This is a genomic window from Paraburkholderia ferrariae NBRC 106233 (assembly GCF_000685035.1).
Taxonomy (GTDB): Bacteria; Pseudomonadota; Gammaproteobacteria; order Burkholderiales; family Burkholderiaceae; genus Paraburkholderia; species Paraburkholderia ferrariae.
Map to the genome: position 1 here is coordinate 49238 of NZ_BAYB01000043.1, position 14381 is coordinate 63618.

The 14381-nt window shown below is 65.2% G+C and carries 12 protein-coding genes; 8 read left to right on the top strand and 4 right to left on the bottom strand.

The features are described from left to right. The first annotated feature begins 80 nt into the window (after nucleotides 1–80). Nucleotides 81–1424: a GTP-binding protein gene (locus BFE01S_RS32560; RefSeq protein ID WP_028229100.1), complete on the top strand. Its 1344-nt coding sequence runs from the start codon at nucleotides 81–83 to the stop codon at nucleotides 1422–1424. A gap of 177 nt (nucleotides 1425–1601) precedes the next feature. Here the strand turns inward: BFE01S_RS32560 and BFE01S_RS32565 are convergent, their stop codons facing one another. Further along, a complete protein-coding gene (locus BFE01S_RS32565; RefSeq protein ID WP_456088839.1) occupies nucleotides 1602–1895 on the bottom strand; it encodes an HU family DNA-binding protein in 294 nt (97 codons plus the stop codon). 477 nt (nucleotides 1896–2372) lie between these two features. Here BFE01S_RS32565 and mnmC point away from each other — a divergent pair, with 477 nt between their 5' ends. The 3 genes from mnmC to BFE01S_RS32585 all read left to right on the top strand — a co-directional run bounded on the left by mnmC (nucleotide 2373) and on the right by BFE01S_RS32585 (nucleotide 7617). After that, a complete protein-coding gene (gene mnmC, locus BFE01S_RS32575) occupies nucleotides 2373–4343 on the top strand; it encodes a bifunctional tRNA (5-methylaminomethyl-2-thiouridine)(34)-methyltransferase MnmD/FAD-dependent 5-carboxymethylaminomethyl-2-thiouridine(34) oxidoreductase MnmC (RefSeq protein WP_028229102.1) in 1971 nt (656 codons plus the stop codon). A gap of 843 nt (nucleotides 4344–5186) precedes the next feature. After that, nucleotides 5187–6392, top strand: a complete 1206-nt coding sequence (locus BFE01S_RS32580) for a cation:proton antiporter (RefSeq protein ID WP_028229103.1) — start codon at nucleotides 5187–5189, stop codon at nucleotides 6390–6392. Between the two features lie 109 nt (nucleotides 6393–6501). Further along, the gene (locus BFE01S_RS32585) at nucleotides 6502–7617 is read left to right on the top strand and encodes a YbdK family carboxylate-amine ligase (RefSeq protein WP_028229104.1); all 1116 of its coding nucleotides are present in this window, start codon (nucleotides 6502–6504) and stop codon (nucleotides 7615–7617) included. A 136-nt stretch (nucleotides 7618–7753) separates the two neighbouring features. Here BFE01S_RS32585 and BFE01S_RS44795 read toward each other — a convergent pair whose 3' ends face one another. Then, the gene (locus BFE01S_RS44795) at nucleotides 7754–7999 is read right to left on the bottom strand and encodes a hypothetical protein (protein ID WP_156967239.1); all 246 of its coding nucleotides are present in this window, start codon (nucleotides 7997–7999) and stop codon (nucleotides 7754–7756) included. Between the two features lie 327 nt (nucleotides 8000–8326). Here BFE01S_RS44795 and BFE01S_RS32590 point away from each other — a divergent pair, with 327 nt between their 5' ends. The 4 genes from BFE01S_RS32590 to BFE01S_RS32605 all read left to right on the top strand — a co-directional run bounded on the left by BFE01S_RS32590 (nucleotide 8327) and on the right by BFE01S_RS32605 (nucleotide 11850). Beyond that, nucleotides 8327–8965, top strand: coding sequence for a MarR family winged helix-turn-helix transcriptional regulator (locus BFE01S_RS32590; RefSeq protein ID WP_028229105.1), 639 nt, complete (start codon nucleotides 8327–8329; stop codon nucleotides 8963–8965). A 125-nt stretch (nucleotides 8966–9090) separates the two neighbouring features. Next, on the top strand, nucleotides 9091–9810 hold the full coding sequence (locus tag BFE01S_RS32595; protein WP_028229106.1) for a glutamine amidotransferase: 720 nt from the start codon (nucleotides 9091–9093) through the stop codon (nucleotides 9808–9810). Between the two features lie 136 nt (nucleotides 9811–9946). Beyond that, on the top strand, nucleotides 9947–11059 hold the full coding sequence (locus BFE01S_RS32600) for an NADH:flavin oxidoreductase/NADH oxidase (RefSeq protein ID WP_028229107.1): 1113 nt from the start codon (nucleotides 9947–9949) through the stop codon (nucleotides 11057–11059). Nucleotides 11060–11322: 263 nt separating this feature from the next. Then, complete coding sequence (locus tag BFE01S_RS32605) at nucleotides 11323–11850, top strand: SET domain-containing protein (RefSeq protein WP_028229108.1); 528 nt, start codon at nucleotides 11323–11325, stop codon at nucleotides 11848–11850. A gap of 103 nt (nucleotides 11851–11953) precedes the next feature. Here BFE01S_RS32605 and BFE01S_RS32610 read toward each other — a convergent pair whose 3' ends face one another. Continuing rightward, a complete protein-coding gene (locus BFE01S_RS32610; protein ID WP_028229109.1) occupies nucleotides 11954–13483 on the bottom strand; it encodes a sensor histidine kinase in 1530 nt (509 codons plus the stop codon). Nucleotides 13484–13713: 230 nt separating this feature from the next. Further along, nucleotides 13714–14381, bottom strand: a 668-nt coding sequence (locus BFE01S_RS32615; RefSeq protein WP_084170324.1) for a response regulator transcription factor, incomplete at its 5' end; no start/stop codon positions are given.

A 14381-nucleotide genomic window follows, 5' to 3' on the forward strand; every position in this document is an offset into this window, starting at 1 on the left:
CGCGCGCCTGCATGATGCACAATGCGTTCTAGCGCCGCGTACGCGCGGCCCGTCCCCGTCTTTCTGACTCCCACACTGCAATGAACCAGCCGCCACTGCCCGTCACCGTGCTCTCCGGGTTCCTGGGCGCGGGCAAAACCACGCTGCTCAACCACGTCCTCGCCAATCGCGCCGGCCTGCGCGTGGCCGTGATCGTCAACGATCTGGCCGCCGTCAATATCGATGCGGCGCTGGTGCGCGACGCCGCCTCGCCTGCGCAGCAGGCGCCGGGGCTCGTCGAACTGTCGAACGGCTGCATCTGCTGCACGCTGCGCGAGGATCTGCTCACCGAGATCGGGCGTCTTGCCGACCCGGCGCAGTCCGGCCAGCATTTCGACGCCATCCTGATCGAATCCACCGGCGTAGCCGAACCCATGCCGGTCGCGGAGAGCTTCGCCTTCGCCGGCGAAGAAGGCCATGCACTGGCCGGTTTTGCGCGGCTCGACACCATGGTCACGGTTGTCGATGCGTTCAACTTCCTGCGCGACTATGCGAGCGCCGATCCACTTGCCGAACGTGGCGTGACGGTTGAGGAAGGCGACGACCGCACGATCGTCGAACTGCTGATCGAGCAGGTGGAGTTCTGCGACGTGCTGGTCCTGAACAAGGCCGATCTCGTCAGCGCCGACGAACTCGCGCGCCTGCAGCACATCCTCAAGCAGATCAATCCGCGCGCGGTGCAGGTGGTGAGCCGCTTTGGAGACGTGCCGCTCGATCAGGTGCTCGACACCGGGCGCTTCGACTTCGACGCGGCGGCAAGCGCACCGGGCTGGCAGGCTTCGCTGCGCGAGGCGAAGCACGAGCATGACCACGATCACGACGACCACGACGGTTGCGACGACCCCGACTGCAACCACGCGCAGCGCCACGATGCGAACGCCTACGGCATCGGCAGCTTCGTGTATCGCGCGCGCCGGCCGTTTCACCCCGCGCGCCTGTGGGCGCTGCTGAATCAGGAGTGGCCGGGCGTGCTGCGCTCGAAAGGCTTCTTCTGGCTCGCTTCGCGTAACGACGTGACCGGTTCGCTCTCGCAGGCCGGCGGCGTGTGCCGTCACGGGCCGGCCGGCACGTGGTGGGCCGCGCTTGCCCGCGAAGAATGGCCGCAGGACGCCGGGCTGGAACGCGAGATCGCCGCCGACTGGTTCGGCGACCTGAACGACACCCGCATCGGCGACCGCCGCCAGGAACTGGTGCTGATCGGCGTGGATCTGGATCGCGACGCGTGGCAGGCAAAGTTCGACGCGTGCCTCCTGACCGAAGCCGAATTCGCCGCCGGCCCCGACGCCTGGCAGCATTACGACGACCCGTTTCCCGACTGGGATTTCGACGACGACGAACACGATCACGATCACGACGGTGAAGGCGAAATCGTGCATCGGCACTGAGTTCCCGGGTCCGCAACTGGCGCACCGGCGCAAACAGGAAAAAAACGGCGCCGCGTCGAAGCGATATCGACGCGGCGCCGTTGCTTTTTCGCCTGGCTTTTTCCGGCCTCTTTCGCGCAGCAGCGCAGGCGAAAAAAAACCCGCCAGGGGCGGGTGTCAACTTAAAGCGGCAATCCGTTAGCGCTTGTTGACGGCGTCCTTGAACGCCTTGCCAGCGGTGAACTTCACCGTCTTGGCAGCCGGAATCTTGATGGTTTCGCCCGTCTTCGGGTTACGGCCCGTACGTGCCGCGCGCTTGCCCGAACCAAAGCTGCCGAAGCCGATCAGCTGCACGGCGTCACCCTTTGCCACAGCCTTCTTGACCACTTCGAGGAGCGTGTCCAGCGTCTCGCCGGTTTGCGCCTTGCTGGCGCCCGTCTGCCCTGCGACGGCGTCGATCAGTTCCTGTTTATTCATTGAGAAGTTCCTTATCAGTTTAGGTTGACACGAACAGCGCGAACGCGCCGATTATACGGACGCGTGCCGCGCCGTCGAGCAGCGACGGTTCCGGAGCACCCCGGCTTGTTCGCGTCGTGGCGCGGATGCCTGCTCCTCGCTGCGACGGCCGTGCTGCCGCTTCCCTGGGCGGCGCTTGCTATGATAGCGCAGCGCAAACCCAATAACGACAAGGGTTTCGAAGATTTGAACCGGTATTCGCCCGAATTCGGCCTGATTTTGATCCGGTAGCCGCTTTTTTTCGCCGCAGCCCTCGAAAAGACCGCCGCGCTGACCATTTCCAACGGTCATGCGTTGCGTCCAGCCAACGCCCGCACCCGCGGAAAGCCCGGCTGGACGGGGGTTTTGAGCGGATGCATGGGTGCTCGCTTGCGACTTGCCTGTGGCTAGATCGCTGCGCGATCACCGTTCTCACCGCGTTTTACTGCACCGTCCTGCCCGTTCGCGATCCTTATGACCGCCATCCTGACTCCCGCCACGCTCGCCTGCCGCGAAGACGGTACGCCGTTTTCGCCGGCTTACGGCGACATCTACCACAGCGCGTCCGGCGCGTTCGCCCAGTCCGAAGCCGTCTTTCTGCACGGCAACGGGTTGCCCGAACGCTGGCACGGTCGCAGGGTTTTCACGGTGCTCGAGACGGGTTTCGGCATGGGCGTGAATTTCCTCGCCACCTGGTTGGCATGGCGAAACGATCCGAAGTGTTGCGAGCGGCTGCATTTCGTTTCGGTCGAAAAGTATCCTTTTGCGCGGCACGATCTGCGCACGGCGCTCGATGCAATCGTTGCGCACGCACCTCATGACACGCTGGCCACGCTCGCGGCCGAACTCGCCGCCGCCTGGCCGATGCTCGTGCCGGGCATGCATCGGCTCGAATTCGAAGGCGGGCGCGTCACGCTGACGCTCGTTTTCGGCGACGCGTCCGAAGCGCTTCCCAAAATGTGGGTACGCGCGGACGCTTTCTATCTCGATGGCTTCGCGCCGGCGAAGAATCCCGATATCTGGTCGCCGGTCATCTTCAAGGCACTCGCCCGGGTCGCCGGCGAAAACGCGACCTTCGCGACATGGAGCAGTTCGGGCGACGTCAAGCGCGCGCTCCTCGCCAACGGCTTCGAATACCGCAAGGTGGAAGGCTTCGGCTCGAAGCGCGCGATGCTCGTCGGCCGTTTCGCGCCGCGCTGGCGCGTGCGCCGCTACGAACCGCCGCTACCGGCAGCCGTGCGCGAGCGTCATGCCATCGTGATCGGCGCGGGGCTCGCGGGCTGCGCGCTCGTCGAGCGGCTCGCCGCGCGCGGCTGGCGCGTGACGCTCCTCGAGCGCAACGCCGCCCCGGCGCAGGAAGCCTCGGGCAATCCGGCAGGCGTCTTTCATCCATTGATCTCGCGCGACGACAGCAGCGCCTCGCGCATCACGCGCGCGGGCTTTCTTTATGCGTTGCAGCGCTGGGCCGCACTCGACGCGGCAGGCATGGCGCTCACACGCTCGCACTCGGGCCTCCTGCACCTCGCGACCGACGACGAATCGCGCGCCGTCGCCGCCGCACTCGATTCATTCGGTTATCCCAACGAGTTCGTCCACGCGGTTTCGCGCGAAGCGGCCCAGCATATCGCGGGGGTTGCGCTCGCGCAGGGCGGCTGGTTCTATCCGCTCGGCGGCGCAATCGATCCGGCATCGTTGTGCCGCGCACAATGCGCGGCCGCCGGGCCGCTGCTCGATGCCCGCTTCGGTGTGAAGGCGGCGCGCATCGAACGCTCGGGAGAAGACTGGTGCGTGTTCGACGAGCATGGCGCGCTCGTGGCCCAAGCCAGCATCGTGATCTTCGCGAATGCGCATGACGCCTCGCGCGCCGCATCGCTGGACCATGCCCCCACGCGCATCGTGCGCGGGCAGCTCACGCTCGTCCCGCATAGCCCGCTCGCGGGCCTGCGCGTCCCCGTGATCGGCGACGGCTATGCCGTGCCGCTCGCCAACGGCGTGACACTCGCCGGCGCCACCTACGAAGTCGACGACGACGACCTCGCCCTGCGTCCCGCCGGGCACCTCGAAAACCTGGAGCGCGTCGCAGACATGCTGCCGGAACTCGCAGCGCTCCGCGACGCTGGCCATGCAGACGAATGCAGCGGCCGCGTCGCGTTTCGCTGCGTAACGAGCGACCGCCTGCCAATGATCGGCCAGCTCGGCGACGAAGCCGCGGCGCGAGAAAACGCGCAACGTCTCGCCGGCGCATGGCCGCTCGACCTGCCGCGCATGGCGGGTCTTTACGGCGCCTACGCCTATGGCTCGCGCGGGCTCGTCTGGTCGGCGCTCGGCGCCGAACTCATCGCCTCGCAACTGGAAGGCGAGCCGTGGCCGCTCGAACGCGAACTCGCCGATCAACTCGATCCCGCACGCTTTCTGCAGCGCGCCTTGCGCCAGCGCAGTCTTTGAAACAGGCACGCGCGTCCGCGGCACCGGGGTTATCCACCCCGGTCTGTGGATAACTGCGCAGATTGCAGGTGCAACGCGTGTGGAATCGATGTGGACGTAAACGGGGTAACTTGCAAGGCACCCGGAATGACCAAAAAGTTACCCCGGGAACGCAGGCTGCGCCGCACATCCTTTGCAACCGGTTGTGCGTACGCCAAGTCTCTGATCCGCCGAAGTTATTCAGGGTTGTCCACAGGAATGCCGTCCCCTTGTTAACTTCTACTACGTATACATACGGTAAACCGTAAACCCAAGCTGAAACCACCGGCGTCGCGCCATGTTCCTTGCTGTTACGGTTCGCCACGCGATCGATGGAGTACGGTCACTTTTTCCGTATCCGTCAGAAAACGGGCGCAATTACCGCTTCGGTATGGGCTTGCGGGAGTGCCAGGCCAATTGCAAAAAAGCTATGGCACAATCGCCGTTCTTCCCGCGTCGCGTGCCGCAACCGACGGCCGACGCGTCCAAGGAACGGATGCCACCTGTCCTGACTCTGAGCGCACAGGAGAGACGGCAGCGTTCGTTCATCCATCGCGGGCGCAGCCATCGCATGTACGCGCCCGCACCGGTTGTCTGCCGTTTCCGGCACGCCGGCGCCGTGTTTTCCCGCCGTTGCGCAAGTCATGCAGCCGCAGGGTCGAACGCTACGCCGGCGAAGCGCGCACCGGCATCGAATCGTCTGGCCAAAGGGCCGCGCGCCGGGTGACAGAAACCCGTGCGGCACGCCGCTTGCCTGTGCCTCGCTGCGTCCCCGTCGTGATCGATTGCCGCCAGACAGCCGGACCTCAAGGAGAAGCCAACAAGATGAAGTCGGCGTTTTCGTTCTTTCCCGCGTGGCCGCTGCAGCTCGACGGCATCTTCTGGGCAGGCTTCGCGCTGCTCGCCGCCGGGCTGTGCGGCGAGCTCTGCTACCGGGCGTGGCGGCTGCCGCGCATTTCGGGCTATGCCGTGATCGGCCTGATTGCCGGTTCGGCGGGTTTTGGCGTCATCGATACCGAAGTCGCCCAGGATGCGCGGCCGCTCCTCGACGTGGCGCTCGGCCTGCTGCTGTTCGAACTCGGCAGCCGGCTCGATCTGCGCTGGATCCGCCGTAATCCGTGGCTCATTCTTTCGAGCCTCGCGGAAGCCACGCTTACGTTCGTGCTGGTGCTGGCCGTGCTGCTGTTCCTCAATGTGCCGGTGATGGTGGCGCTCGTCGTGGCATCGATTGCCATGGCCACGTCGCCCGCCATGGTGATCCAGCTCAAGACCGAACTGCGCGCCGAAGGCCAGGTCACGCAGCGGCTTCTCACGCTTACCGCGTTGAACAGCATGTACGCGGTCGTCGTCGAAAAACTCGCTTCGGGCTGGCTGCATCAGGAGATCTACGGCAACCTGATCGCCACCATCCTGCAGCCGCTTTATCTGCTCGTGGGATCGTTGATCGTCGCCTATGGGCTCGCGCGCGCCTGCATGCTGTTCTACCGTCGGCTGAGTCCGCAGGACGAGCATTCGTTCGTCGCGCTCTTCGGCCTCGTGCTGCTGGCTATCGGCATTGCCCACGTGCTCAAGCTCTCCACGATCCTGAGCCTGCTTGCCGCCGGCATCATCGTGAAGAATTTCGAAGCGCGCCCACAGTTGTGGCCGCAACATTTCGGCACGGCCGGGTGGCTCCTCACCGTGATTCTGTTCGTGCTCACGCTCACGACTTTCGAATGGCACGACATCCTGGTGGGCGGCGTGGCGGCGGCCGGGCTGATCGTCGCGCGATTCGTCGGGAAACTGATCGGTGTGCTGATCTTCGCGAAGCCGAGCGGGCTGGAGTGGAAGCAGGGCGTGGCACTGGGCGTTGCCTTGACGCCCATGTCGGCACTCGCGCTCCTGCTCATGGAGGACACCTACGAGCTTTATCCGAACTTCGATCCGCATCTGCGGGCGATCGTGATGTGCGCGATCGTCGTGCTGCAGCTCATCGGACCGTGGCTCGTCTATCGCGCGCTTGCCCTCGTGGGCGAGCGGGGCGAGCAATAGCCACAGCAATCGCCGTTTTCAGCGGCGACTTTTTACCGTGGCACTGCGCACCGCTCCACTGACCGGAGGCGGTGCGCCTGCCATTGCCACTCTCTAGCATGGGGATGCCATGTCACTGGAATCATTTGTCGACTCGAAACCGTTCACGTTCGGGATCGAACTCGAAATGCAGATCGTCAACACGCACGACTACGATCTGACGAAGGCCGGCAGCGACCTGATGCGTCTCGTCAAGGATCAGGAGATTCCGGGCAACATCACGCCCGAGATCACCGAAAGCATGATCGAGCTCTCCACCGGCATCTGCACGACGCACGAGCAGGCCGTGACCGACCTGCGCAAGATCCGCGACACGCTCGTTGCCGCTGCCGACCGACTCAACGTCGGTCTGTGCGGCGGCGGCACGCATGCGTTCCAGCAATGGAGCGACCGCCGCATCGTCGATACGCCGCGCTTTCAATACCTTTCGGAACTCTACGGATATCTGGCCAAGCAGTTCACCGTGTTCGGCCAGCACGTCCATATCGGCTGCCCGGACCCGGACAGCGCCCTGTTCCTGCTGCATTCGCTCTCGCGCTTCATTCCGCACTTCATTGCGCTTTCGGCGTCGTCGCCGTACGTGCAGGGCGTCGATACGGGATTTCACTCGGCACGCCTGAATTCCGTGTTCGCGTTCCCGCTTTCGGGGCGCGCGCCGTTCGTGCTGAGCTGGGAAGACTTCAAGGAGTACTTCTCGAAGATGGTGCACACCGGCGTTGTCAACAGCATGAAAGATTTTTACTGGGACATCCGGCCGAAGCCCGGCTTCGGGACCATCGAGGTGCGCGTGATGGACACGCCGCTTTCGGTCGAGCGGGCGGCGGCCATTGCCTGCTACATCCAGACGCTCGCGCGCCATCTGCTCACCGACCGGCCGATCGCGCCGCTCGAGGACGACTACCTCGTCTATACCTTCAACCGCTTCCAGGCCTGCCGTTTCGGTCTTGCCGGCACCTGCGTGAATCCCCAGACGGGCGAGCGGCGCACCATCTCCGAAGACATTCTGGAGACGCTCGAACAGATCGCCCCGCATGGCGAGGCGCTGGCTTCGACCCGGGCGCTCACCGAAATCGGCACGATCGCCCGCGGCCAGGCCAACGACGCCACGTGGCTGCGCGAAGTGGTTGCGCAAGAGAAGTCCTTGCACGAGGCGGTGCGCCAGCAGTGCCTGCGCTGGCGTGCCTGAGGTGCGATCCGCGGTGACGGTCCGAGGCATCTGCCTCGTCCGGGAGGGCGCTTTCGGGCGCCCTTGCTGATGTCTTCGCAGTGCTCAGTTTGCGGCCGGGCACGCTCGTCTTGGGCAAAAACGCGTGCCTGAGCGCTCAGCGAGAATTTTTTTTCGTGGCCTGACCGTTCATTTCGACGTCCTCCAGGATTTCTGGGCGTCCGCCGCTGATGTATTCCCGTGCAATAAAAATACACTCAAACGGGGGCGACCTGCGGGTAACGACTGAAAAGCCTGAAAACTCAAAGGTCTGCGAAATGACGGCCGTGCGACAACCGTACAGATTCCAGTTGCGTTCGGGCGAGAAATACGGGATAACCTGGGAAAGCGCCAATTGGGGCATGCGCGTTATCAAGCGCTTACCCACATACTATTAGCGCGCTTATCAACGGGTTATCCACAATTCGCGCTGGATAACTTAGCTGTGCGATTTGCTACTCTCGCATAGAATGTCGGTTTGTCGCGAAGGCCGCGGGGTGAAGACCGCGCCCGAAGCTGTAGCGGCGAGAAAGAATGACTGTGCAAAACCACCGGACAAGCGGTTGGAAGAAGCAGTAATTTTTTGAGATGGTTTGCGATCCGGAATACCGGACGCAGGTTTCCCACAAGTCCGTCGGCCTATGCGGCGGCCGACGACGCAGCGCAAGCTGCCAATAACCAGCGAAAGACTATGAGCGAAGGCGTATACGGAGAGCAGGCAGCCGGGCGGGTGACCCATAGCCTGCTGCGACTCAGCACGGCGATGCGGAGCCAGGCATGGGACTGGGCTGAAGGGGCGGGACTCACGCCTACCCAGGGCGAAATTCTCGTGCTGCTGATGCAGCGCAAGGGGCCGATGCGCCTCGGCGAGATCGCGCGGGAGACGGCGCTGACCGCCGCGACGACCAGCGACGCGGTGAGCACGCTCGAAACCAAGGGGCTCGTGGAAAAGCGCCGTGCGCTCGACGACGGCCGCGCCCTCGCGGTGCGTCTCACGTCGCGTGGCCGCACGGCGGCGAAGAAGGCGGCGCAATGGCCGGACTTCCTCGCGAAGGCGGTCGGCACGCTGCGTGGCGACGAGCAGGCCGTGTTCTACCGCACGCTGCTCAAGACGGTCTACCAGCTCGAAGTCCAGGAAGCCATCCCGCAGCACCGGATGTGCCTGACCTGCTCGCACTTCGAGGTCAGCAAGAACCCGAAGAAGGTGCCGCACCACTGCAAGCTGCTCGGGATCGACATGACCGATACCGATCTGCGCCTCGATTGTTCGGTGTACGAACAAGCTGACGCGACGACGCAGAAGAAGAACTGGAAGATCTTCGCGGCGTAATGTGATGGCTGCATCCTGCGGCCATCCGCTCGCTTGAGCGGATGGCGCCGCGCGCCGGTGGCGCACTGCCGCCGGCGCGCCCGTTTTTGCCTGGCCGACAAGCCTCGACGAACTGGAAAGCGCCGATGAATCGCGAAGTATTGGCTGTCCGCCATGTGTATTTCGAGGACCTCGGCAGCTTCGAGCGCGTGCTCGGCGAGCGCGGCCGGCTCGTGCGCTACCTCGATATCGGCTTTGCGCGCCTGCATGCGCTCAATCCTGTTTCGGCTTCGCTGATGGTGATTCTCGGCGGCCCGATCAATGCCTGCGACGACGCCCGCTATCCCACGCTCGGCCCGCTTGCGGCTCTCATCGAAAAGCGCATTGCCGCCGGCCTCCCTACGCTCGGCATTTGCCTCGGTGCCCAACTGATCGCCCGCGTGCTCGGTGCGCGCGTCTACGCGGCGCCGCAGGCCGAGATCGGCTGGTCGCCGCTCACGCTCACCGATGCGGGGCGTGCGTCGCCGGCGCGTCATCTGGATGGCGAAGCCACCTCCATGCTGCACTGGCATGGCGATACCTTCGATTTGCCCCAGGGCGCCACGCGCCTCGCATCGACGTCGGTCTGCGAAAACCAGGCCTTTGCGTGGGGCAAGCACGTGCTCGCGCTTCAGTGTCATCCCGAAGTGCGCGCCGACCGGTTCGAGCCCTGGCTGATCGGACACGCGGCCGAGATCGCGCATGCGGGCGTCGATATCAATGCCTTGCGCGCGGATACGGCGCGGCTCGGCCCGCGCCTGGAAGAGCAGGCGAGCCGCATGTTCGGCGAATGGCTCGATGCCGTCGATGCGCCGGCCCACTCCTAAGCGCTTCTGAAGCGTTGCGCGGCTGCGCGAGCGAATCTGGTTCTGGTCTTGCCACGCGGCCTTGGGCCAGGCGTCTGCGCATGAAAAGCCTGCGTGCTATTCTCGAACGCTCCTTGTCCCGTTCGCGATATCTCCCATGAGCCCGCTCTTCACCCCGCTCGCGTTGCGCGGCATGACGCTCGCCAATCGCATCGTCGTTTCGCCCATGTGCCAGTATTCGGCCGTTCGCGGCGAAGCCAACGACTGGCACATGATTCACCTTGGGCATCTCGCGCTTTCCGGCGCGGCGATGCTCTGCATCGAGGCCACGGCGGTGGAGCCGGATGGACGCATCACGCCGGGCGATCTCGGCTTGTGGGACGACGCGACCGAAGAGGCGCTCGTGCCCGTGCTCGCCGCCATCCGCCGCCATTCGCCCATCCGCGTGGCCATGCAGCTCGCGCATGCGGGACGCAAGGCGTCGAGCCACGTGCCCTGGGAAGGCGGTCAACTGATTCCGGTTGCCGAAGGCGGCTGGTTGCCGTGGGCGCCCTCGGCGCTCTCGCACAAGGAAGACGAACCGCCGCCGCTCGCGCTCGATGTGGCCGGCCTCAATCGCATTCGCGAAGCGTTCAGGGCGTCGGCGCGGCGCGCGGCCCGGCTCGGCATCGACGCAATCGAACTGCATGCCGCGCACGGCTATCTGCTGCACCAGTTCCTCTCGCCCATCGCGAACCAGCGCAGCGACGAATACGGCGGCTCGCTCGAGAACCGCATGCGTTTCCCACTGGAAGTGTTCGACATCGTTCGCGCCGAGTTTCCGGAAGATCGTCCGGTAGGCGTGCGCGTGTCGGCCACCGACTGGGTGGAAGGCGGCTGGACGCCCGACGACACCGTCGTATTCGCCGAAGCGCTCAAAAAGCGCGGCGCGGACTGGATCGACGTATCCTCGGGCGGTGTTTCGCCACTGCAGAAGATTCCGCTCGAGCCCGGCTATCAGGTGCCGTTCGCGCGCAAGGTGCGCGAGGCCACGGGCATGGTCACCATCGCGGTAGGTCTCATCACCGATGCATTGCAGGCCAACCAGGTCATTGCCGATGGCGACGCCGATCTGATCGCCATGGCGCGCGCCATGCTCTACGATCCGCGCTGGCCGTGGCACGCCGCGGCGCAACTCGGTGCCAGCGTGAACGCGCCGCCGCAGTACTGGCGCTCGCAGCCGCGCGATCAGAAAAGCCTCTTTGGCGAGACGAAGATCGGGCAGCGTTGATCGTCTCTGCCCGGCACGCATTGCATGGAATCGCGTGATGCATTCGCAGTACGCGAGGCTGACGAGTTGAACGAAGGCGCTGCGAGCGTGTACGATTCCAGTTGTGGCGCGCCCGGGCGTGGCACGCATGCGGCGCCTTCTGGGCGCCGCGTTTGCGTCGGGAGACGCGCAGCCGTCGCGGCCTTGTCGATTGATTGCCGCGTAGCGTGTGTGCCGTTCGCCTGAGCCGGGATGGTCTCCCCAGTACATCACAAGGATTCTCAATGAGTGGACGCAAGATCGTGGTGCGCCAGTCCGGCGTGCACGGTAAGGGCGTGTTTGCGGCGATGCCGATCGAAGCGGGCGCGCGCCTGATCGAATACAAGGGCGAGCGCATCTCCTGGAAGGAGGCGCTGCGGCGTCATCCGCACAATCCGGACGAACCGAATCACACGTTCTATTTCGCGCTCGACGAGGGCGGCGTGATCGACGGCAAGGTGAACGGCAACAACGCGCGCTGGATCAACCACTCGTGCGCGCCGAACTGCGAAGCCGAAGAGATCGACGGTCATGTTTACATTCACGCGCTGCGCGATATCGCGGAGGGCGAGGAGCTGTTTTACGACTACGGTCTTGTGATCGACGCGAAGCAGACGCGCAAGCTCAAGCGCGAATACGAATGCCGGTGCGGCGCGCGCAAGTGCCGCGGCACGATGCTCGCCGCGCCCGAGAAAGAGAAGGACAAGGACAAGGAGAAGGGCAAGAAGGCGGCGAAGTCCGGGAAGTCGGAGAAGGGCAAGAAAAAGAAGTGAGCGCAGGCGCGCGTTGAACGCGCGCGCGAGCTGCTGCGAAACGAACAGGGGCCGCACCTCAATGTGCGGCCCTTGTCGTTTTCGTGAGCAGTGCAACCGGGCGTCAGATATCCACTGGCGCCTGGTTCGTCGCCTTCTTCGGCTGTGCGCTGCTGCGCGGATCGTGCTTTTCGGCCGCGCTCGCGCTCGCGCCCGCGGCATCGGTGCGCTGGCTCATGAGCGGCACGCGCACGATGAAGCGCGCGCCGCCTTCCGGCGCGTCTTCGTAATGCACGCTGCCGCGATGCAGCGCCATGATGTCGTGGACGATGGCGAGGCCCAGGCCCGCGCCGCTGTCGACGCCGCTTTCGCTCTGCCCGTCGCCGCGGAAGAAGCGCTTGAAGAGGTCCGTCTGCTGGACGAGCGGCACGCCCCGCCCATTGTCTTCGACGACGATCTCGGCCATCGGCACGCCATTGGCAATCGCCTGCGTGACCGTGACGGTAATGCGGCCGCCGTCGGCTCGCGCGGGCGGCACGTACTTGAGGGCATTGTCGAGCAGGTTCGCGATCACTTCGTGCAGCAGCACGGGATTGCCGCGCACCATCAGCGGCCGGTCGTTCTCGGGTGCATCGAGCCGCTGGAAGCCGAGATCGACGTGGCTCGCCAGCGCGCGCGGCACCCATTCGGCGCCGGTCTCGAAGGCCAGCGCCGCCATGTCGATTTCGACGAAGCGCGCGGCCTGCTCGCCCGGTTCGGCGCGCGCAAGCGAGAGCAACTGATTGGACAGGCGCACGGCGCGGTCGGCGGCGGCGCGCAACTCGCGCACGGCGTTGCTCACCTGCTGCGGTTCGCGTGCGTTGGCAGCCTGCTCCGCGTGCAGCTTCACGGCCGTGAGCGGCGTGCGCAGCTGGTGCGCGGCGTCGGCGATGAACTTGCGCTGGCCTTCGAGCGCGGTCTTCAGGCGCCCGAGCAGGGCGTTCAGGGCACCCGTGAGCGGCCGGATCTCGACGGGCACATAGGTCTCGTCCACGGGTTCGAGCGAGGTGTGGGTCTGGCGGTTCAGCGAATCGGCGAGATCGCTGAGCGGGTTGAGCTGCTGGTTCACGACGCGCCACACGATCACCCAGCCGGCCAGCAGCAGCAGCAGCAGCGGCATCATGATCGCGACGAGAAATTCGGCCGCGATGCGAAGCCGGTGATGCACGGGCTGCCCGACTTCGACCACGATGGGATTGCCGCTTGCCTGCGGCACGCGCACCTGCGCGACGCGCACGGTCACGCCCTGATACATGGTTTCGAATACATAGGCAAAGTGCATGCGCCGCACGTTCGTGCCCTGAAGCGGCAGATCGTGGTCGCCGGCGATCTCCGATTCGCCGTCGCTGATGCGATAGACAAGGTGCTCGACCGGGTCGGAGAACATGGCCTGGGCGAGCGGCGGCACGGTGATGGGCGCATCGGTGCCGGCAATCTGGATCTGCCTGGAAATGGCCGTGGCGAGGTCGGCGAGCGAGCGGTCAACCACGTTCTGCGTGTATTGCCACGCGAGCCAGTAGGCGATCAGGCCGCTCATCAGCGCGAGCAGCGACAACGGGGCGGCCAGGCGGCGCAGCAGCGTACGGCGCAGACTGTTTGCGGCCGGATGAGACATGATGATGTTGGACCAGGAATGGATCGGTTGCGCGCAGCGCGTCGCCGCACGGCATGCCGTGCGGTTTGATCCATTCATTGTACGCGGGCGGACACCCGCGCGGCAGGAGGGGCGGGCCGGGGGCAGGCCGGGCAGATGCGGCCCCGTGATCTTGCGATCCCGGTCAGCCTGGTCTATCTGGACGGCGGGGGAAGCCGGTGAACGCCCCGGCCCCGTTCCGCCCGCCGGCGTCAGGCAGCCTGGCGGATTTCCTGCAGCAGGTAGCCGAAGCCGCGCACCGTGACGATTTCCACGCGGCAGTTTTCGAGCTTTTTGCGCACGCGGTGCACATAAACTTCGATCGCGGTGTCGCCCAGATCGCCGCCGAAGTGCGTGAGGTGATCCTGCAACTGGGCCTTGCTCACGACGCGGCCATGACGCAGCAGCAGCATTTCGAGCACCGCGAATTCGCGCGGCGAGAGTTCGAGCGGCTTGTCGTCGTTGAAGATGCGGCGATCGACGCCCGACAGGCGCACGCCGCCCAGCGACACTTCGGGACGCGGCACGTCGCCGTGCGGTCCGCTGCGGCGCATCACGGCGCGAATGCGCGCTTCGAGTTCGGCGGGCTCGAACGGCTTGAGCATGTAGTCGTCGGCGCCCGAATTGAGGCCCTGAACGCGGTCGTTCAGTTCGTCGCGCGCGGTGAGCACGATGACGGGCGTATGCCGGTTGCTTTGACGGAAGCGCGAGAGCAGCGTCATGCCGTCGATGCCGGGCAGGCCCAGGTCGAGAATCACGAGTTCATGGCGATTCTGCGTAAGGGCCTGTTCGGCGAAGATGCCGTCGTGGACCATGTCGACCGTGAAGCCGGCTTGTTCGAGGCTGGACTGGATACCGCGTGCGATGGGGCGGTCGTCTT

Bases quoted from the DNA above. Each gene is read 5' to 3' on its own strand.
- mnmC (WP_028229102.1), top strand. From the start codon at position 2,373: ATGACCGCCATCCTGACTCCCGCCACGCTCGCCTGCCGCGAAGACGGT.
- BFE01S_RS32605 (WP_028229108.1), top strand. From the start codon at position 11,323: ATGAGTGGACGCAAGATCGTGGTGCGCCAGTCCGGCGTGCACGGTAAG.
- BFE01S_RS32610 (WP_028229109.1), bottom strand. From the start codon at position 13,483: ATGTCTCATCCGGCCGCAAACAGTCTGCGCCGTACGCTGCTGCGCCGC.
- BFE01S_RS32590 (WP_028229105.1), top strand. From the start codon at position 8,327: ATGAGCGAAGGCGTATACGGAGAGCAGGCAGCCGGGCGGGTGACCCAT.
- BFE01S_RS32595 (WP_028229106.1), top strand. From the start codon at position 9,091: ATGAATCGCGAAGTATTGGCTGTCCGCCATGTGTATTTCGAGGACCTC.
- BFE01S_RS32580 (WP_028229103.1), top strand. From the start codon at position 5,187: ATGAAGTCGGCGTTTTCGTTCTTTCCCGCGTGGCCGCTGCAGCTCGAC.
- BFE01S_RS32585 (WP_028229104.1), top strand. From the start codon at position 6,502: ATGTCACTGGAATCATTTGTCGACTCGAAACCGTTCACGTTCGGGATC.
- BFE01S_RS32560 (WP_028229100.1), top strand. From the start codon at position 81: ATGAACCAGCCGCCACTGCCCGTCACCGTGCTCTCCGGGTTCCTGGGC.
- BFE01S_RS44795 (WP_156967239.1), bottom strand. From the start codon at position 7,999: ATGCCCCAATTGGCGCTTTCCCAGGTTATCCCGTATTTCTCGCCCGAA.
- BFE01S_RS32600 (WP_028229107.1), top strand. From the start codon at position 9,947: ATGAGCCCGCTCTTCACCCCGCTCGCGTTGCGCGGCATGACGCTCGCC.